Origin of the sequence: Actinokineospora auranticolor (genome assembly GCF_041897805.1) — a bacterium.
GTDB classification, from domain to species: Bacteria; Actinomycetota; Actinomycetes; order Mycobacteriales; family Pseudonocardiaceae; genus Actinokineospora; species Actinokineospora auranticolor.
In genome coordinates this window covers 2717626-2734832 of sequence record NZ_CP154825.1, presented here as the reverse complement: position 1 = coordinate 2734832, position 17207 = coordinate 2717626, and the positions used below count along the sequence as shown (strand labels likewise).

Sequence of the window (17207 nt, the reverse complement as noted above, 5' to 3'; positions counted from 1 at the left end):
GGCTTACGCCCCCATCCGGTTGATCAGGGTGTCCAACATGGAGTCGACGGCGCTCATCACCTTGGCCGCGGCCTCGTAGGAGCGCTGGTAGGAGATCATCGAGGTCAGTTCCTCGTCCAGGTTGACCCCGGACGCGGCCTGGCGGGCGGCGTCGACCTGGGTGGTGATGGAGTCCTGGGTCGCCGCGGCCTGCTCGGCCGAGCGCACCTTCATGCCGATGTCGGCGACGTTGGTGCGGTAGATGCCGTCCGCGGTGCCGATGCTGCCGAGGCGGGCCATGTAGTCGGCGTTGTCGCCGTTGTAGGCCTGGAGCTTGTTCGCCGACGCGGCGATGGCGGCCGGGTCGCTGGTGACCACCGCGATGGTCGCGGCGGTGGTGCCGGACAGCAGCGCGCCGCCCGCGGTGCCGGACGTGGTCCAGCCCGCGGCGTTGGCGGTGTTCACCTGGTTGGCGAGCGCGGCGGCGACGTTGTTGAAACCGGTCAACTGTCCGGGGAGGACGGTGGTGAGCGCGTTGGTGAGCGCGCCCGCCTTGCCGGTCACGCCGGTGGTGGCCGTGTCCGTGTCCACCCACTTGACGGTCACCGGGTTGGTGGTGGCGGTGGCGATGTCCGTGGTACCGGTCACCTTCAGTGCGCGCGCGGTCGATCCACTGACCAAATTGGACCCACCGAGGGACACCGTGTAGGTGCCGTCGGCGGCCTCGGACACCTGCGCGCCGGTCTGCTCGATGAGCTTCATGGCGACCACGTCGCGCTTGTCGGACAGGTCGTTGTAGCTCACGCCCGCGGCCTTCGCCCGCAGCACCGCGCCGTTGAGGTCGGCGAGCTGGGCAGCGGCCGAGTTGACGTCGTTGACCGTGCTGGCCAGCTCGGTGCGCCGGTTGCCGAACTGGCCGGACAGCTCGGACGCCGCCGAGTTCAGCCCGGTGGCCACCGTCTGCAAGCGGGTCAGCAGCTGCGTGCGCGCCGCGCTGTCGCTGGGGTTGTCACCCACGTCAGTGAAACCCGCCCACAGATTCGTGAGCTGGGCCTGCAGGCCGTTGGCGCCCGGTTCGTTGTAGACGTTCTCGGCGTCGACCAGCACCTCGTGCGCGGTGGAGGTCGTGGCCTGGCGCTCGTGCTCGTAGCGGGTGCGCGCCTCGACGTAGGCGTCCTGCAGCCGGTTCACCGAGGTGGTCTGCACGCCGCCACCGCTGGAACCCACCGGCTGGGTGGACCAGAACGCCGGGACCGCGGACCCGCCGATGGCGGTGGTCTCCAGGCGCTGGCGGGTGTAGCCCTCGGTGCCCGCGTTGGCGATGTTCTGACCCGCCAGCTCGAGGCCCTGGCGCTGCACGCGCAGCGCGGTCAGCGCCGTGTTGATGCCGTTGAAACCCATTACAGCGCCTCATCCACGAGTCGGGCGCCGACTGCGGCGGGAGCGGTGCTCCCGTCGGCGCGGTAGAGGGTGTCACCGGTGGCGTCGCCGCGCACCACGCGCAGCGCGTCGGCGACCGCCCGCCGACCGGAGGTCAGCAGGTCGCGGTTGGCCTCGACGGCCGCCTCGATCTCGGCGGAGAGGGTGGCCAGGGCGGTCCGGTGCTCGGAGAACACGGACTTCCACGGGTCGTCCAGCGCGTCGGTGAGCGCGGCCAGGCTGGGCCCGGGCAGCAGGCCCAGGCTCTCGGCCAGCTCGTCGACGGCGGCGGCCCGCAGCAGTTCGGTGTTCTGGATGCGCTCCAGCATCAGTTCGACCTCGTAGGTGGCCGATCCCAGCCAACGGGTGCGCCCGGCGGCGAGCAGCAGGCTCTCCACTTCCAGCTTGAACAGCAGCAGGGACAGCAGCTCGCGCTGCCGCCACAGGATCGCCGACGTCTCCACGGGGTTCATCCGCACTGCCTCCGATAGGCGGGCCAACGGGTTCTCACCTGGCCTATCGGCCCGCGCGGGGTGAGCATGAGGAAACCGCGAAAACCACTTGCGACGGTCGCACCCGAGACGCACCCGTAGGGCACTTGGCACACACCCAGGGGCCATCACATTTGTCCATAACAGAGCAGCCCACCTGCTCAAGCAGTCTCAGATGGACGAGCGGCGGAGGAAGAAATGTCCGAGAGCACCGGCACCACCCGCACCATGGACACCGACTCGCTGATCGCGGCGAACCTGCCGCTGGTCGGTCACGTGGTGCGCGAGATGCTCGCTCGGGTCCCCGCCCACGTCCGCCGGGACGAGCTGTTCTCCGCGGGCTCCGAGGCGCTCGTCGCCGCGGCCCGCGCCTACGACCCCGCCCGCGGCGTCCCGTTCCCGGCCTACGCCGCGGTCCGCGTCCGCGGCGCGCTGCTCGACGAGTTGCGCGGCCAGGACTGGGCCAGCCGCTCGGTGCGCGGCAAGGTCCGCAAGCTGGAGTCCGCCCGCGACGCCTTCGTCGCCCAGCACGGCCGGGTGCCCAGCGACACCGAGCTGGCCGAGGTGCTCGACACCGACGTCCGCTCCGTCATCGCCATCCGCGACGACGTGCAGCGCTCCTTCGTGGTGAGCCTGCAGTCGGTCGTCTCCGAGGGCCCCGAGGCCACCGAGATGGTCGTGCCGGACGAGAGCGGCACCCCCGAGGACCTCATCATCGAGCGCGAGCGGGTCGGCTACCTGCGCGACGCCGTCGAGGTGCTGCCGGAGCGGCTGCGCGTGGTCGTCGAGGAGTACTACTTCAACAACCGCCCGATGGCCGAGATCGCCGAGCGGCTCGGGGTCACCGAGTCCCGCGTCTCGCAGCTGCGCGCCGAGGCCACCGCCCTGCTGCGCGAGGGCATCAACGCCCAGCTCGACCCGGAGCGCATGGCCGCCGCCGACAAGCCCGAGGGCTGCGCCGCGCGTCGCCGCGCCTCCTACTACGCGGCCGTCGCCGCGCAGGGCTCGCTGCGGACCCGCCTGGCCAAGACCACGTCCTACGGCGTCCCGGTGGACATGTCCGCCTGATCCACCCGCGTCACCCCGGCCCGCGCCGACGCGAAAGCGCGCGCGTTGTGCCTGCTCAGCCCCGCTTTGCCCGGATCTTTCCCAGATCCACCAACAAAATCTTCTCCGGGAAGCTCAGATAGCCCCCGGGGTCGCCGAACTACTCGGTGCCTGCCCACGGAAGGGCGGGAAATAGAATCTTCAAGGAGGAAACCATCATGTCTCTGCGCATCAACTCCAACATCGCGGCGATGAACGCTTACCGCAACCTGTCGGTCAACGACAAGCAGATGTCGAGCTCGCTGGAGAAGCTCTCGTCTGGCCTGCGGATCAACCGGGCGGCCGATGACGCCGCCGGCCTGTCGATCGCTCAGGGCCTCCAGGCCCAGATCGGCGGCCTCAAGGTCGCGACGCGCAACGCTCAGGACGGCGTCAACGTCGTTCAGACCGCCGATGGCGCCCTGAACGAGTCGGCCGAGATCCTGCAGCGCATGCGTGACCTGTCCGTGCAGGCCGCCAACGGCGGTTCGCAGGACACCAACGCCCAGGCGGCGGCTCAGACCGAGTTCGGCCAGCTGCAGTCCGAGCTGGACCGGATCGCGAAGACCACCTCCTTCGGCGGCCAGAAGCTGCTGGCCGTTGGCACCGCTGGCGGTACCGCTTACACCGGTTCCTTCCAGGTCGGCGCCAACAACACCACCGACGACCGCATCAACGTCGCGCTCGACGCCTCGGTGTTCGGTGCCGCCGGTACCAAGGCCAGCAACACCCTCTCGGGTACCTTCAGCTCGGCCCTGGACACCGAGACCGTCACCGCATCCATCGGTGGCAACGGTGCCACGGTCACGCTGAACAGCCCGGCCAACCTGGACGACGTTGTCAACCAGCTCAACAACAACAGCAACTTCAGCGCCACGTTCGTCGCCACGAAGGCGGGCGCGGACCTGAAGATCTCGTCCAAGGTCGCGCAGAACGAGACCATCACCGTCTCGTCCTCGGCCTCCGGCCTGACCGCGGGCACCGCGGTCGCGGGCACCACCGGCTCCACCGCGACCGGCTTCGACTCCGCCGGCCTCGGCGTGGGCACCGGTGTTTCGCTGAGCAACACCACCAACGCCCGCAACGCGATCGACGCGGTCGACACGGCCATCAAGAACCTGTCCACGGCCCGCGCCCAGCTCGGTGCGTACCAGAACCGGTTCGAGCACACCATCAACAACATCAACGTGCAGGTCGAGAACCTGTCCGCGTCGAAGTCGGCCATCACCGACACCGACATGGCGCAGGAAATGGTCAAGTTCACCCGCTCGCAGATCCTGTCCCAGGCAGGCACCGCGATGCTGGCCCAGGCGAACCAGGCGCCGCAGTCCGTGCTGCAGCTCCTGCGTGGCTGAGTGATCAAGGCCCGGGTACTGGTCAGCCGGACCAGTACCCGGGCCTTTCTCAGGTCCCCCCTGACCCTCTTGCCAGGCCCCCGATCGAGGAGAAGACTCCGAAATGACAAGCGCCGTTGACGGTCTGGTCTCCGGACTGGACACCAGCACCATCATCTCGCAGCTCATGTCGATCGAGGCCGCCCCGCAGACCCGGCTCAAGACCAAGGCCAGCCAGCAGCAGACGCTGACCAACGCGTACCAGGCGATCAACGCCAAGATGCTCGCCGTGCAGAACGCGGCCAAGGACCTGGCCACCTCGACCACGTGGACCGCGGTCAAGGCCGGCTACACCTCCTCGGCGGTCTCCGTCGCCGCCTCCACCACCGCGCTGTCCGGCACCGCCACCTTCGAGGTCGCGTCGATGGCCACCACGCACGTGGTGACCTCCGCGGTCCCCCAGTCCGGCACGCCCGCCTCGGGCAGCTCGCTCGGCTTGGTGTTCGCGGACAAGACCGTCAACGTCAACGTCACGACCAACACCCCGCAGGGCGTCGCCGACGCGATCAACGGCGCGAACGCGGGCGTGCGCGCCACCGTGGTGACCACCACCACCGGCCAGGTGCTGCAGTTCTCCGCCACCGGCTCCGGCGCGGCCAAGTCGTTCAGCGTCACGGGCCTGGACCAGCCGACCACCGTGATGACCCAGGGCGCCGACGGCGTGGTCAACGTGGGCAACCCGAACGCGGGTGGCTACAAGCTGACCAGCGCCGACAACGTCTACACCGGCCTCATCCCGGGCGTGACCGTGACCGCCCTCAAGCCCGAGGCCAACATCACCGTCTCCACCACCGCCGACTCGAGCAAGGCCGCGACCGCCACGCAGAACCTGGTCGCCGCCGTCAACTCGGCGCTGTCCACGATCGACGCCGCGACCGCGTACAACCCCACCACCAAGGTGTCCGGTCCGCTGGCGGGCAACGCCCTGGTGCGCAGCCTGCGCGAGCAGTTGCTCGGCGCGGTCAGCCAGGGCAAGGACAACAACGGCGGCGGCTTCAGCACGGCGGGCATCAGCCTGGACCGCACCGGCGCGGTGAAGTTCGACCAGACCGCGTTCCTCGCGTCGGTCGGCAAGGACCCGGCGGGGACGCAGGCGACCGTGTCCACCATGCTCGGCGGCCGGTTCACCGCGATCGCCGACGGCGCCACCAACAGCACGACCGGCAGGCTCACCCAGGTCATCCAGGGTGGCGACAGCAACCTCCGCAGGCTCAACGCGGAGATCACCAACTGGGACTCGCGGCTGGCGGCGAAGAAGGTGTCCCTGCAGAAGCAGTACACCAACCTGGAGACCGCGCTGGGCAAGTTGAAGGACCAGGCGAACTGGCTGTCCGGCCAGCTCGCGGGTCTGTCGAGCTGAGAAGGAGGAACCCGATAATGTCGAGCCCCGCACTGCGCCAGCGCTACCTGGCCGACTCGGTGTCCACCGCGACGCCCGGCCGCCTGCTCGTGATGCTCTACGACCGGCTCTGCCTCGACCTCTCCCGCGGTGCCGACGCCCTCGACGGCGGCGACCGGGAGACCGCGTCGTCCATGCTGGTGCACGCCCAGGACATCCTCTTGGAGCTGCAGGGTTCCCTGCGCGCGGAGGAGTGGGAGGGCGGCCCCGAGCTGGCCGGTCTGTACGCGTTCCTGCTCAGCGAGCTGATGCGGGCCAACATCCGTCAGGACGCGGGCACCGTGCGCGCCTGCCTGGCGGTGGTCGAACCCCTGCGCGACGCCTGGCGCGAAGCCGTGGACGGGATGCCCGCCACGAACGGCAAGTCGTGAGCACGGCCGACCAGTGGCACGTGGCCTGGGCCGCGGCACTGGACCGGCTGGAAGCGGACGTCGACTCGGCCGAGGCCCTGCTCAACGACGAGCACATGCTGCGCGAGCTGCCCAAGTTCGATCCCTGGAACCCGCCGCAGGGCTTGGGCCCGCTGCCGATCGACCTGCGCCCGCGCGCCGACGCGGTGCTGCGCAGGCAGTTGGAGGTCGCGTCCAAGGTGGCCGCCGCGATGACCAGCGCGGCGATGCACACCCTGGTGCTGGGCAAGATGAGCGGTGACGCCAAGGACCCGGCGCGCCCGAGCTACGTCGACGTCGCCCTGTAGGAGTTCCGTTCCTCGGCTGACACCTCAGGCAGTTCCGTGTGGACCCCGGTCGCGATCCGCGGCCGGGGTCCACACGCGTGTACGGGCGTCCACCCGCGACCCCGCACCGGGCGCACGGCGCGTTTTCCCTGGTCCGGCAAGGCAAAATTACACAGAGCGTGACCAATCTCCCCTAAAGGTGCCGATCGGTTGCAGCCGATCTTCATCCCGACAACCGTGACACAACCATATTTGTAGGCGCCGACACACCTTCTGGCCTGCGAAAACCTTATGCCCGGTGGTCAACCGCCGATGAACGGTCTGAGCACGGAACGCTCACCTTCACCCGCCACGGATCGGCGACCCAACCGGCAAGCATAAGGAGCTCCGGTCGTGTTCGACGATCTCGCCTCGCAGGCCATCCGGGCCTCGCTCGACGGTCTGGCCATGCGCCAGCGGGTGCAGGCCAACAACATCGCCAACATCGAGACGCCCAACTTCAAGGCCAAGCGCGTGGAGTTCGAGACCGCGCTCAGCCAGGCGATCGCCGCGGGTGACGGGACGAACGTGCACGCCACGCTCTCCACCTCCAACCTGGCCGCCCGCCAGGACGGGAACAACGTCAACCTCGACGAGGAGACGTTGGGCTCGACCGAGACCGGGCTGCGCTACCAGACCATGCTGCGCGCGATGGACGACCGCTTCGGCCTCGTGAGCGCGGTGCTGAAGGGCGTGCGGTAAGCCATGTTCAACATCATCGACACGGCCGCCAGCGGCGCCTCGGTCCACCGCAAGTGGCTCGACGCGGTCTCCGACAACATGGCCAACATCAACAACGCCACCTCGACCAGCAGCGACGCCTTCCAGGAGCGCTTCGTGGTGGCCAAGGAACTGCCGACCCACAACGGCACCGTGGTCTCCGAGATCAAGTCCGGGGACACCACCGGCCGGATCGTCTACGAGCCGACCAACCCGCTGGCCGACGCCCAGGGCTACGTCAAGTACCCGGACATCAACCTCAGCGACCAGATGGGCTACCTGATCATGGCCCAGCGCGGGTACCAGGCCAACATCGCCGTCGTCGAGCGCGCCACGAACGCCTACCAGGCCGCCCTACAGCTAGGGAAGAACGCGTGACCTCCCCCATCAGCGCGGTGACATCCGCGATCGCCCCGCCCGCCGTCGCCGAGCCGATCGCCATCGGCGACACCTCGGCCGCGACCTCGGCCTCGGGCCTGAGCTTCGGCTCCATCATCGGCAGCGCCCTGGAGAACACCGAGAAGGTGCAGGACCGGGCCAGCCAGCTCGCCATCAAGGCGGCCACCGGCAACGAGATCGACGTGCACAACTACCTCGCCGCGGCCACCGAGGCCAACCTCACCACCCAGCTCACCGTGCAGGTCCGCAACAAGGCCATTGAGGCCTTCAACGAGATCATGAGGCTGCAGGGATGAACCAAGACCGGATCATGGTGCTGCTACGTCGTGTTGGCAGCGGCTTCAAGGCCTTCTCGGTCGGCCAGAAAGCCGTTGTGGTGGCGGGAGTTCTCGTCGCGGTCATCGGGGTCTGGGTCTACTTCTCGTTCGTCTCCACCACCAGCTACTCGCCGCTGTTCTCGAACCTGGCGACGAAGGACGCGTCGGCCATCACCGACGAGCTGACCACCAAGGGCGTCAGCTACGAGCTCGCCGACAGCGGCGCCACCGTCATGGTGCCGACCGACCAGCTCTACCAGCTGCGCCTGGACATGGCGGCCGCGGGCCTGCCCGCCTCCGAGGACACCGGCTACGCGCTGCTGGACCAGCAGGGCGTGACCACCTCGGACTTCATGCAGCAGGTCACCTACCAGCGCGCCCTGGAGGGCGAGCTGACCAAGACCATCAAGTCCATCAACGGCGTCACCGCCGCGTCGGTGCACCTGGCCATCCCCACCAAGGACGTCTTCTCCGACGCCTCCGCCAAGCCGACCGCGTCGGTGATGGTGTCGACCGGCGCGGGCAAGAAGCTCTCCGACGACCAGGTGCAGACCATCATCCACCTGGTCGCCTCCGCGGTGGAGGGCATGGACCCCACCAACGTGACGGTGGCCGGTTCCGACGGCACCGTGCTGGCCGCCCCCGGCCAGGGCTCGACCGGCTCCACCAGCGCCCGCCAGCAGGAGACCGCCGCCTACGAGCAGCGCGTCAGCACCTCGCTGCAGGCCCTGCTGACCCAGGTCGTCGGCGCCAACAAGGCGGTCGTCAAGGTGACCGCCGACCTGGACTTCGACACCTCGGAGACCAAGAGCCAGACCTACACCAAGTCCGACGCCCCGGCGCTGTCGGAGAGCACCACCAACGAGGCCTACTCCGGCACCGGCGCGGGCGCGGCGGGCGCCAACGGCGGCGTCCTCGGCCAGACCAACGGCCTGACCACCGACACCACCACCACGGACTCGTCGTCCACCACCTCGTCCTCGACCGACGGCAACGGCTCCTACAAGCAGGAGAAGGCCGTCCGGGACAACGCGGTGAACAGCGTCATCGAGACCCGGCAGAACGCCCCCGGCCAGGTCCGCAAGCTCGGCGTCGCGGTCCTGCTGGACCAGTCGACCGCCGCCGCGGCCAACCTGGAGCAGATCCGCCAGCTCGCCTCCTCGGCGGTCGGCCTGGACACCACCCGCGGCGACACCATCGCGGTCAGCGCGCTGCCCTTCGACCAGAGCGCGGCCAACACCACCGCGCAGGAGGTCGCCGCGCAGCAGGCCAGCGACCAGAAGGCCGAGCAGTTCACGCTCATCAAGCAGGGTGCGGCCGCGCTGGCCGTCCTGGTCCTGCTCGTGGTGACCTGGCTCGCCACCCGCCGCCGCCGCAAGAACGGCAACGTCATCCGCACCGCCGAGCTGGAGCGCCTGGACGCGATCAAGGCGGAGCTGGAGCGGACCCGCCAGGCGGCGCTCGACACCGCCGACGAGCGGGCCCGGCTGGAGGCCGCCGCCGACCGCGCCGCGCTGAGCGCGGGCATCAACGGCGACAACGGCCCGCAGGAGCAGAAGCTCAAGGAGATCGAGGCACTGGTCGACGAGCAGCCCGATGAGGTCGCGCGGTTGCTGCGCGGCTGGCTGGCCACGAAGGGAGCGTGACCTGACATGACCGAACTGATGGGCGGGCACGAGGGGCTGCGCAAGGCGGCCGTACTGCTCCTGCAGATGGGCAAGGACGGATCGGCGAAGGTGCTCTCCAAGCTCCGCGAGGCCGAGGTGGAGGCGCTCTCCGCCGAGGTCGCCCGGCTGGGCGCGGTGGAGTCCAACTACACGACCGCGGTGCTCGACGAGTTCCACGCCATGGCCAAGGCCCGCAAGCACGTGTCGCACGGCGGCATGGACTACGCCCGCGAGCTGCTGATCGAGACCCTGGGCCACGACCGCGCCGACGAGATCGTCGACCGCATCGGCGCCACCATGCTGGACGTGCCGTTCCGGTTCCTGCAGCGGGCCGAGCCCCGCCAGGTGCTCTCCTTCCTCCAGGAGGAGCACCCGCAGACCGTGGCGCTGGTGCTGGCGCACATGCCCGCGAACCTGGCGTCGGCCGTCCTCGGCGGGCTGGTGCCGGACCGGCAGAGCGAGATCGCGCTGCGGGTGGCCACCATGGGCCGCACCTCCCCCGAGATCGTGCGCAAGCTGGAGAACCTGCTGGAGCGCAAGCTCTCCTCGCTGCTGCAGCCCTCGGACGTGTCGACCATCGGCGGCGTCGGCCCCCTGGTGGACATCATCAACCGGTCCGACCGGGCCACCGAGCGGTCCATCCTGGACGGCCTGGCCAAGCGCTCCCCGGAGCTGGCCGACGAGATCCGCAGCCAGATGTTCATGTTCGAGGACCTGGTCGGCATCGACGACAAGTCCCTGCAGCTGGTGCTGCGCAACGTCTCCGGCGCCGACCTGGCCACCGCGCTCAAGGGTGTCCGCGACGACGTCCGCGACAAGATCACGCGCAACCTGTCCGAGCGCGCCTCGGAGAACCTCATCGAGGAGATCGAGGTCCTCGGTGCGGTGCGGCTGCGGGTCGTCGAGGAGGCCCAGGCCAAGATCATCAGCGAGATCCGCTCGCTGGAGGAGTCCGGTCAGATCGTGCTGCGGCGAGGGGACGACGATGAGTTTGTCGCCTGACCACGTGGGCACCGTGCTGCGCGGGGACTCGTCCCTGGACGCGGTCACGCCGTTCCGCCTCGGCGGCGGCGAGCAGGCCAGCGCGCGGGCCACCGCGCACGCCGAGGGCTACGCCACCGGCTGGGCCCAGGGCATGCGCGAGGCGCGCACCGCCACCTCCGCCGCCCGGGCCCGCGCCCAGGCCGAGCTGGACCGGCTGCTGGCGATGCGCACCGAGCAGGCGGGTGCCGCGCTGACCGCGGTGGACACCGCCGCCCGCCAGGTGCAGGCCACCTCGGTGCGCCGCGCCGAGGACCTCGCCGAGCAGGTGCTGGTGGCCGCGATCGACCTGGCCGAGGCGATGCTGGGCGCGCAGCTGGCCACCGCGGTGGCCGACAGCGCCCGGGCGGGTCTGACCCGCGCCATCGCCGAGCTGCCCACCACCACCTCGGTGGTCGTCCGGGTCAACCCGGCCGACCACGTGGAGCTGACCTCCGGCGCCGACCCGGTCCCCGGCCGGTCGGTGACCCTGGTCGCCGACCCGGGCGTGGCCCGCGGCGACGCCATCGCGCAGACGGCGGTGACCACCGTGGACGCGACGCTGTCCGGCGCGCTGGCCCGGGTGCGGGCGGAACTCGCTTCGTGACCGCTGTGGCCCAGGACGCGCCCGTCCGGGTGGTGTCGACGCGGTCCGCTCAGGGGTATCCGACGACGTCCGAAGGGAACGCCATGCTCTCCGACCGGATCTCCGAGTTGTTGCCGGTGGCGCGCCCGCGACGCACCGGCGCCGTGGTCGGCGTGGTCGGCCTGGCCGTCACCGTGGCGGGTATCGCCGCGCGGATCGGCGACATGGTCCGCATCGGACCGGCCGCCGAGCCGCTGCTGGCCGAGGTCGTCGCGCTCGACGGCGAGCGGGTCGTGTGCCTGCCGCTGGGCCCGCTCGGCGGGGTCGGCGTGGGCAGCCCGGTGGTCAACACCGACAGCCCGCTGCGCATCGCCGTCGGCGAGCAGCTGCGCGGCCGGGTGCTCGACGGCCTGGGCCGCCCGATGGACGGCGGTCCCGCGCTGGCGGGCCTGGAGCGCGTGTCGGTCGACATGGCACCGCCGTCGGCGATGGAGCGCTCGCTCATCGACGCGCCGCTGCAGCTGGGCGTGCGCGCGCTGGACACGATGGTGCCCTGCGGGCACGGGCAGCGCATCGGCATCTTCGCCGGGTCCGGTGTGGGCAAGTCGAGCCTGCTGTCGATGATCACCCGGGGCACCCAGGCGGAGATCACCGTGATCGCGCTGATCGGTGAGCGCGGCCGCGAGGTCCGCGAGTTCCTGGAGAACGACCTCGGCCCCGAGGGCCTGGCCCGCTCGGTGGTCGTCGTGGCCACCTCCGACCAGCCGCCGCTGGTCCGGCTGCGCGCCGGGTTCGTGGCCACCCGGATCGCCGAGTTCTACCGCGACCAGGGCAAGAACGTGCTGCTGATGATGGACAGCCTGACCCGCATCGCGATGGCGCAGCGCGAGGTCGGCCTGTCCGCGGGCGAACCGCCCGCCACCCGGGGCTTCCCGCCCTCGGTGTTCGCGCTGCTGCCCACGCTGCTGGAGCGGGCCGGGCCCGCGCCGGTCGGCGGCATCACCGGGCTGTACACGGTGCTGGTGGAGGGCGACGACCACAACGAGCCGATCGCCGACGCCGCCCGGTCCATCCTGGACGGCCACGTCGTGCTCGACCGCAAGCTGGCCACGGCCGGGCACTTCCCCAGCATCGAGGTGCTGGAGTCGGTGTCCCGGGTCACCGGGGCGATCACCACGCCCGCCCAGCGGGCGGACGCGAGCACGCTGCGCAGGCTGCTGGCCGCGCAGCGGGACGTGCGCGAGTTGGTGGAGATCGGCGCCTACGTGCCGGGCACCAACCCCGACGCCGACCGCGCGCTGGAGCTGAAGCCGTTGATCAACGACTTCCTCCGCCAGCGCATCGATGACCAGGTTTCCGCTGACCAGGCGTGGCGGCAGCTCGCCGAACTGCTGCACGCCGGAGGACAGGAATGACGATCCGCACGAGGTTGGCGTCGGTGCTGCGCGCCCGCAAGGCCCAGGAGGACATCGCGCGCGGCGCGGTCACCCGGGCCAACGCCCGACTGGCCGACACGGTCGCCGAGGCCGCGGCCCGGCACGACTCGATGGAGGGCTGGGCGGTACCGCGCGGCGGGGACGCGGCCAGCTACATGGCCGCCATCGCCGCGGGCCGCGCGCTGGCCACCGCGCTGAGCGAGGCGCGGGCGCTGGAGCGCGTCGCGCGGGCCGAGACCGACGTCGAGGTGGAGAACCTGCGCGAGGCCGCCAAGCGCAGGCGCAGCGTCGAGAAGCTCGTGGAACGCACGATCGAGGCACAGCGGGTGAAAGAGCTGGCCGACGCCCAGCGGGCGGCCGATGAGGTGGCCGGACAACGTGCGGCGGGCGGGCGGGGAGAGACTCGATGAACGGCATCACCGCGATCATGAACCGGATGGCGCAGATCGACGCCATGCTCCCGGTCCGGCAGGCCCCGGCCGCCCAGGCGTCGACCGCCTCGGGCACCGACTTCGCCTCGGCGCTCTCCGATGCGATGGGCGGCTCGGCGACCGGGTCGGCGACCGGCTCGGACGCGGTGGCCGCGGCGAAGAAGTACCTCGGCGTGCCGTACGTGTGGGGCGGCACCAACCCGGCGACCGGGCTCGACTGCTCCGGACTGGTCCAGCAGGTCTACTCCGACCTGGGCGTCGACCTGCCCCGGGTGAGCCGCGACCAGGCCAAGCAGGGCACCGCGGTCGCCTCGCTCGACCAGGCCAAGCCCGGTGACCTGGTGGCCTTCGGCTCCCCGGTGCACCACATCGGCATCTACCTCGGCAACGGCCAGATGATCCACGCGCCCGAGGCTGGCGAGGACGTGAAGATCGGCAAGGTCTACGAGACGCCGACCGCGATCCGCCGGATCCTGCCGGACTCGTCCTCGTCGTCGTCCGCGCTGAGCGGCCTCGGCACACTGAGCGGCCTGGCCCCGATCGGCACGAACGGCGCGGGCACCTACAACGTGACCGCCGCGACCGGCGCGACCGGGTCGTCGAAGTACGACAACCTGTTCGCCGCCGCGACCGCCAAGTACGGGCTGCCCAGCGGCCTGCTGTCGGCGGTGGCCAAGGCCGAGTCGAACTACAACCCGAACGCCGTCAGCGGCGCGGGCGCGCAGGGGCTCATGCAGCTCATGCCGTCGACCGCGGCGGGCCTGGGCGTCGACGCGCTCAACCCGACCCAGGCCATCGACGGCGCGGCCCGGTTGCTCAAGAGCCACCTGAACTCGTTCGGGTCGGTCCCGCTGGCCCTGGCGGCCTACAACGCGGGCCCGGGCGCGGTGCGCAAGTACGACGGCGTCCCGCCCTACAACGAGACCCAGAACTACGTCCGCAAGATCATGGCGAACCTCACCGCTGGAGCGGCGGCATGACGATCCCCGGTTTCACCCCCACCGCGGCGCGCACGGCCGCGGGGACCGCCACCGCGGCGGGCACCGACGCCAACCCCGAGAAGGCGGGCGGCCAGGCCGCGCCCGCGTTCGCGGCGTTGTTCCAGTCGTTGGCGGGTGTTCCCGCGCAACCGCAGACCGCCGGTCAGGCCGTTCCCGGTCTCGCGGTCGGTGTGGCGGGCCAGTCCGAGCAGGACACCGCTGATTCCGGTGTGGACACCGCGGTCGACCTCGCCGTGAACACCACCCCGGACCTCACCGCGCTCGCTTTGGCGAACGCGGCGGTCGTGCTGCCGCAGAACGCCCCTATCGCGCTCCCCGCCCTGACCACCCCGGTGGCGCCCACGCCCACCGCCGCGCCCGAGAGCGCCCCGGAAGCCCCCAGCACGCGCGTGAGCGCGCTCACCGGGCTCGGCGCGGGCGCCGACATCGTCCTCCCGACCGCCGCCGGTTCGCCCGTCGCGGCCCCGAAGGCAACCGCCGGGGCAACCACGCCGGGCACCACCGCCCAGGCCGTCAGCGGGCCGCTGAGCGCCCCGACGGCCGGTGCGGCCGGTGTGGCGGAGGCCACGGCCATCGATTCCGCGCGTATTCCGGAGGTCCGGCCCTCCGCTGCCGACAACACCGGCGTGGGATTCGTGACCACCGCCTCGGCCGAACCGGCCGAATCCGCTGCGACCACCCCGGCCGACGGCCAGGGTCGGTTCGCCGCCCCCGCCGCGCCGGGCACCGCCCCGGCGCCGACCGGGGCTCCGTTCGCGACCACCCCGATTGTTGGCAACGGCGCCATCACCGCCACCCCGGTGGCGCAGGGCGCGGGCACCGCAGACATCAACGGGGATGTCGCAGGCACCGCCACGGTGCCCGCGCCGACCACTACGACCACCACGACCACCGCAGCGGCCCAGGCCACCGCGACCACCCAGGTCGCCGTCGCCGCCCAGGCCGCCGCCACCCAGGTCGCCGAGGCCACCCCCGGCAGCGCGACCCCGGTGAACACCAAGACCTCGTCGAACACCGAGCCGTCGACGGCGACGAGCACGGCCACCTCGACCGCGAGCACCGCGACGACCGCGGCGCAGGCCCGCCCCGCCCCGGCGGACAAGGGCGGCGAGCGGCACGAGTCCAAGCACGGCAAGGACGCCGAGCAGGACACCGCGCCGACCGTCCCGACCGGACTGGTCACCCAGTCCACGCGGTCCACCCCGGACACCGCCGTCCAGGCGAACGCCCCGGTGGACGCGGCGATCGCGCTGCCCGCGCAGCCGACCGCCGTCGACGCCACCCCGACCGCGATCCCCGTGCACACCGGCGACCTGCCGGTGCCCGCGGTCCGCGCGACCACCGAGGTCGCCGCGCCGCAGCAGCCCGCGGCGCACCAACCGGCACCGACGCACAACGCGCACCGGCTCGCCACCGAGCTGTCGCCGCTGCGCGGCTTCAACGGCGAGCACACGCTCACCGTGCACCTGCACCCGGTCGACCTCGGCCCGGTCACCGTCGTGGCCCAGCTCCAGGGCGGCGACATCCGCCTGGACCTGGGCGGGGCCACCGAGTCGGCGCGCGAGGCGATCCGCGCCGCGCTGCCCGAGTTGCGCAAGGAGCTGGAGACCGCCGGTTTCTCGTCCTGCCTCGTGGGAGATGGCAGCACGGGCGCCGGAGCGCAGGCCGACCAGCGCGCCCAGCGGGCGCAGTGGGACCAGTGGACCCGCGCCACCGGTCGCACCGACCAGCCCGAGGCGCACGAGACCCCCGCCCCAGCACCGACCCGCACGCCCTCGTCGGGCGTCCTGGACCTGCACGCCTGAGCGGCAAGGAGACCCATGACCACCCCCATCTCCGGCAGCACGTCGAACAGCGCCGCCGGCCAGTCCAAGACGACCACGACGAACCCGCTGACGTCCCTGGACTCGCAGGCGTTCCTCAAGCTCCTGGTCGCCCAGCTGCGCTACCAGGACCCGAGCAGCCCCACCGACCCGACCGCGTTCATGCAGCAGACCGCGACGCTGACCCAGGTGGAGAAGCTGACCAACCTGGCCGACGCGCAGACCAGCCTGCTCACCTCGACGCTGAGCGCGCAGGCCAGCGCCCTGGTCGGCAAGTCCGTCACCTACAAGACCTCGATCGACGGCGCGACCCAGACCGGCACCGTCACCTCGGCGACCTTCGGTGCCAGCCCGACCGTGCGGATCGGCACCTCCGACGTTCCCCTCTCGATGGTCACCGGTCAGCGCGAAGCCGCGTAGCGGCTGCTGACCTGACCGGCTCGACCACCCAAACCCCCCAGAGAAGACACAAAGGCGGTATTCACATGTTGCGTTCCCTGTTCTCGGGCATCAGCGGCCTCCGCAGCCACCAGACCATGATGGACGTCACCGGCAACAACATCGCCAACGTCAACACCAGTGGCTTCAAGAGCTCGGCCGTCGTCTTCGAGGACGCGCTCAGCCAGAGCATCCGCACCGCCGCCGCGGCGGGCGCGAACACCGCCGCGCAGAACCCGGCGCAGGTCGGCCTCGGTGTGAAGACCGCGGGCACGAGCGTCAACTTCACCCAGGGCAACAGCCAGCTGACCAACCGCACCGGCGACATGCTGATCCAGGGCGACGGCTTCTTCATCATCGACAACGCGGGCCAGCAGGCGTTCACCCGCGCGGGCTCGATGGCCTCGGACTCCGCGGGCCGCCTCACCTCCGCCGACGGCGGCCTGGTGCAGGGCTGGATGGGCACCGCCGGTGTCATCGACCAGACCCAGCCGACCGGCCCGCTGACCATCGACTCGACCACCTACGCCAGCTACTCGCTGTCCCCGGACGGCACCCTGGTCGGCATCCTGGCCTCCAACGGCCAGCAGCAGAACATCGGCCGCATCGCGATCGCCAAGTTCTCCAACGTCACCGGTCTGGAGAAGGTCGGCGGCTCGCTGTACCGGGCCACCGCCAACTCCGGTGCCGCCCAGGTCAACGCGCCCGGCTCCAACGGCATGGGCGTGCTGGTCTCCGGCGCGCTGGAGATGTCCAACGTGGACCTCGCGCAGGAGCTCACCAACCTGATCATCGCCCAGCGCGGGTTCCAGGCCAACTCCAAGATCATCAGCACCTCGGACGAGCTGCTCCAGGACCTGATGAACCTCAAGCGCTAGTAAACCCG

19 protein-coding genes are annotated in these 17207 nt (G+C 71.1%); 17 read left to right on the top strand and 2 right to left on the bottom strand.

The annotated features are described in order from the left end of the window. Nucleotides 1-3: 3 nt before the first annotated feature. Both flgK and flgN read right to left on the bottom strand, forming a co-directional pair. Nucleotides 4-1380 (bottom strand): flagellar hook-associated protein FlgK, encoded by a 1377-nt coding sequence (flgK, locus tag V5P93_RS12565; protein ID WP_104480436.1) that lies wholly within the window; start codon nt 1378-1380, stop codon nt 4-6. Further along, the gene (gene flgN / locus V5P93_RS12560; protein ID WP_104480533.1) at nt 1380-1871 is read right to left on the bottom strand and encodes a flagellar export chaperone FlgN; all 492 of its coding nucleotides are present in this window, start codon (nt 1869-1871) and stop codon (nt 1380-1382) included. Before flgN ends, flgK begins: the two co-directional genes overlap by 1 nt. Nucleotides 1872-2087: 216 nt before the next feature. On the opposite strand from flgN, the gene V5P93_RS12555 reads away from it, so the two are divergent. From V5P93_RS12555 to V5P93_RS12475, 17 genes are all read left to right on the top strand, one after another. Beyond that, the gene (locus V5P93_RS12555) at nt 2088-2957 is read left to right on the top strand and encodes a sigma-70 family RNA polymerase sigma factor (RefSeq protein WP_104480437.1); all 870 of its coding nucleotides are present in this window, start codon (nt 2088-2090) and stop codon (nt 2955-2957) included. Nucleotides 2958-3103: 146 nt separating this feature from the next. Next, complete coding sequence (locus V5P93_RS12550) at nt 3104-4330, top strand: flagellin (protein WP_281261671.1); 1227 nt, start codon at nt 3104-3106, stop codon at nt 4328-4330. Between the two features lie 103 nt (nt 4331-4433). After that, a complete protein-coding gene (gene fliD / locus V5P93_RS12545; protein ID WP_104480439.1) occupies nt 4434-5729 on the top strand; it encodes a flagellar filament capping protein FliD in 1296 nt (431 codons plus the stop codon). A gap of 17 nt (nt 5730-5746) precedes the next feature. Then, nucleotides 5747-6139, top strand: a complete 393-nt coding sequence (fliS, locus tag V5P93_RS12540) for a flagellar export chaperone FliS (protein ID WP_104480440.1) — start codon at nt 5747-5749, stop codon at nt 6137-6139. Continuing rightward, nucleotides 6136-6465 carry a hypothetical protein gene (locus V5P93_RS12535; RefSeq protein ID WP_104480441.1) on the top strand — a complete coding sequence of 110 codons (330 nt, stop codon included), beginning with the start codon at nt 6136-6138 and terminating at the stop codon, nt 6463-6465. The genes fliS and V5P93_RS12535 overlap by 4 nt, the downstream gene beginning before the upstream one ends. A 372-nt stretch (nt 6466-6837) precedes the next feature. Next, nucleotides 6838-7185, top strand: coding sequence for a flagellar basal body rod protein FlgB (gene flgB / locus V5P93_RS12530; RefSeq protein ID WP_104480442.1), 348 nt, complete (start codon nt 6838-6840; stop codon nt 7183-7185). A gap of 3 nt (nt 7186-7188) precedes the next feature. Then, nucleotides 7189-7581 carry a flagellar basal body rod protein FlgC gene (locus V5P93_RS12525; RefSeq protein WP_104480443.1) on the top strand — a complete coding sequence of 131 codons (393 nt, stop codon included), beginning with the start codon at nt 7189-7191 and terminating at the stop codon, nt 7579-7581. Continuing rightward, nucleotides 7578-7898: a flagellar hook-basal body complex protein FliE gene (fliE, locus tag V5P93_RS12520; RefSeq protein WP_104480444.1), complete on the top strand. Its 321-nt coding sequence runs from the start codon at nt 7578-7580 to the stop codon at nt 7896-7898. Before V5P93_RS12525 ends, fliE begins: the two co-directional genes overlap by 4 nt. Then, on the top strand, nt 7895-9565 hold the full coding sequence (gene fliF / locus V5P93_RS12515; protein WP_104480445.1) for a flagellar basal-body MS-ring/collar protein FliF: 1671 nt from the start codon (nt 7895-7897) through the stop codon (nt 9563-9565). The genes fliE and fliF overlap by 4 nt, the downstream gene beginning before the upstream one ends. Nucleotides 9566-9571: 6 nt before the next feature. Beyond that, nucleotides 9572-10588: a flagellar motor switch protein FliG gene (gene fliG, locus V5P93_RS12510; RefSeq protein WP_104480446.1), complete on the top strand. Its 1017-nt coding sequence runs from the start codon at nt 9572-9574 to the stop codon at nt 10586-10588. Further along, nucleotides 10572-11213, top strand: coding sequence for a FliH/SctL family protein (locus tag V5P93_RS12505; RefSeq protein WP_146108113.1), 642 nt, complete (start codon nt 10572-10574; stop codon nt 11211-11213). The genes fliG and V5P93_RS12505 overlap by 17 nt, the downstream gene beginning before the upstream one ends. Then, a complete protein-coding gene (locus V5P93_RS12500) occupies nt 11210-12607 on the top strand; it encodes a FliI/YscN family ATPase (protein ID WP_245931404.1) in 1398 nt (465 codons plus the stop codon). Before V5P93_RS12505 ends, V5P93_RS12500 begins: the two co-directional genes overlap by 4 nt. Continuing rightward, nucleotides 12604-13038: a flagellar FliJ family protein gene (locus V5P93_RS12495; protein ID WP_104480449.1), complete on the top strand. Its 435-nt coding sequence runs from the start codon at nt 12604-12606 to the stop codon at nt 13036-13038. Before V5P93_RS12500 ends, V5P93_RS12495 begins: the two co-directional genes overlap by 4 nt. After that, nucleotides 13035-14039, top strand: coding sequence for a transglycosylase SLT domain-containing protein (locus V5P93_RS12490; RefSeq protein WP_104480450.1), 1005 nt, complete (start codon nt 13035-13037; stop codon nt 14037-14039). The genes V5P93_RS12495 and V5P93_RS12490 overlap by 4 nt, the downstream gene beginning before the upstream one ends. Then, a complete protein-coding gene (locus V5P93_RS12485) occupies nt 14036-15865 on the top strand; it encodes a flagellar hook-length control protein FliK (protein ID WP_104480451.1) in 1830 nt (609 codons plus the stop codon). Before V5P93_RS12490 ends, V5P93_RS12485 begins: the two co-directional genes overlap by 4 nt. 15 nt (nt 15866-15880) lie before the next feature. Next, nucleotides 15881-16303, top strand: coding sequence for a flagellar hook assembly protein FlgD (locus tag V5P93_RS12480; protein WP_104480452.1), 423 nt, complete (start codon nt 15881-15883; stop codon nt 16301-16303). Between the two features lie 65 nt (nt 16304-16368). Next, nucleotides 16369-17199, top strand: coding sequence for a flagellar hook-basal body complex protein (locus V5P93_RS12475; protein WP_104480453.1), 831 nt, complete (start codon nt 16369-16371; stop codon nt 17197-17199). Nucleotides 17200-17207 lie beyond the last annotated feature (8 nt).

Coding starts and splice junctions, on each gene's coding strand:
- flgK (WP_104480436.1), bottom strand. CDS start 1,380: ATGGGTTTCAACGGCATCAACACGGCGCTGACCGCGCTGCGCGTGCAG.
- flgN (WP_104480533.1), bottom strand. CDS start 1,871: ATGAACCCCGTGGAGACGTCGGCGATCCTGTGGCGGCAGCGCGAGCTG.
- V5P93_RS12555 (WP_104480437.1), top strand. CDS start 2,088: ATGTCCGAGAGCACCGGCACCACCCGCACCATGGACACCGACTCGCTG.
- fliD (WP_104480439.1), top strand. CDS start 4,434: ATGACAAGCGCCGTTGACGGTCTGGTCTCCGGACTGGACACCAGCACC.
- fliS (WP_104480440.1), top strand. CDS start 5,747: ATGTCGAGCCCCGCACTGCGCCAGCGCTACCTGGCCGACTCGGTGTCC.
- V5P93_RS12525 (WP_104480443.1), top strand. CDS start 7,189: ATGTTCAACATCATCGACACGGCCGCCAGCGGCGCCTCGGTCCACCGC.
- fliF (WP_104480445.1), top strand. CDS start 7,895: ATGAACCAAGACCGGATCATGGTGCTGCTACGTCGTGTTGGCAGCGGC.
- fliG (WP_104480446.1), top strand. CDS start 9,572: ATGACCGAACTGATGGGCGGGCACGAGGGGCTGCGCAAGGCGGCCGTA.
- V5P93_RS12505 (WP_146108113.1), top strand. CDS start 10,572: ATGAGTTTGTCGCCTGACCACGTGGGCACCGTGCTGCGCGGGGACTCG.
- V5P93_RS12495 (WP_104480449.1), top strand. CDS start 12,604: ATGACGATCCGCACGAGGTTGGCGTCGGTGCTGCGCGCCCGCAAGGCC.
- V5P93_RS12490 (WP_104480450.1), top strand. CDS start 13,035: ATGAACGGCATCACCGCGATCATGAACCGGATGGCGCAGATCGACGCC.
- V5P93_RS12485 (WP_104480451.1), top strand. CDS start 14,036: ATGACGATCCCCGGTTTCACCCCCACCGCGGCGCGCACGGCCGCGGGG.
- V5P93_RS12480 (WP_104480452.1), top strand. CDS start 15,881: ATGACCACCCCCATCTCCGGCAGCACGTCGAACAGCGCCGCCGGCCAG.
- V5P93_RS12475 (WP_104480453.1), top strand. CDS start 16,369: ATGTTGCGTTCCCTGTTCTCGGGCATCAGCGGCCTCCGCAGCCACCAG.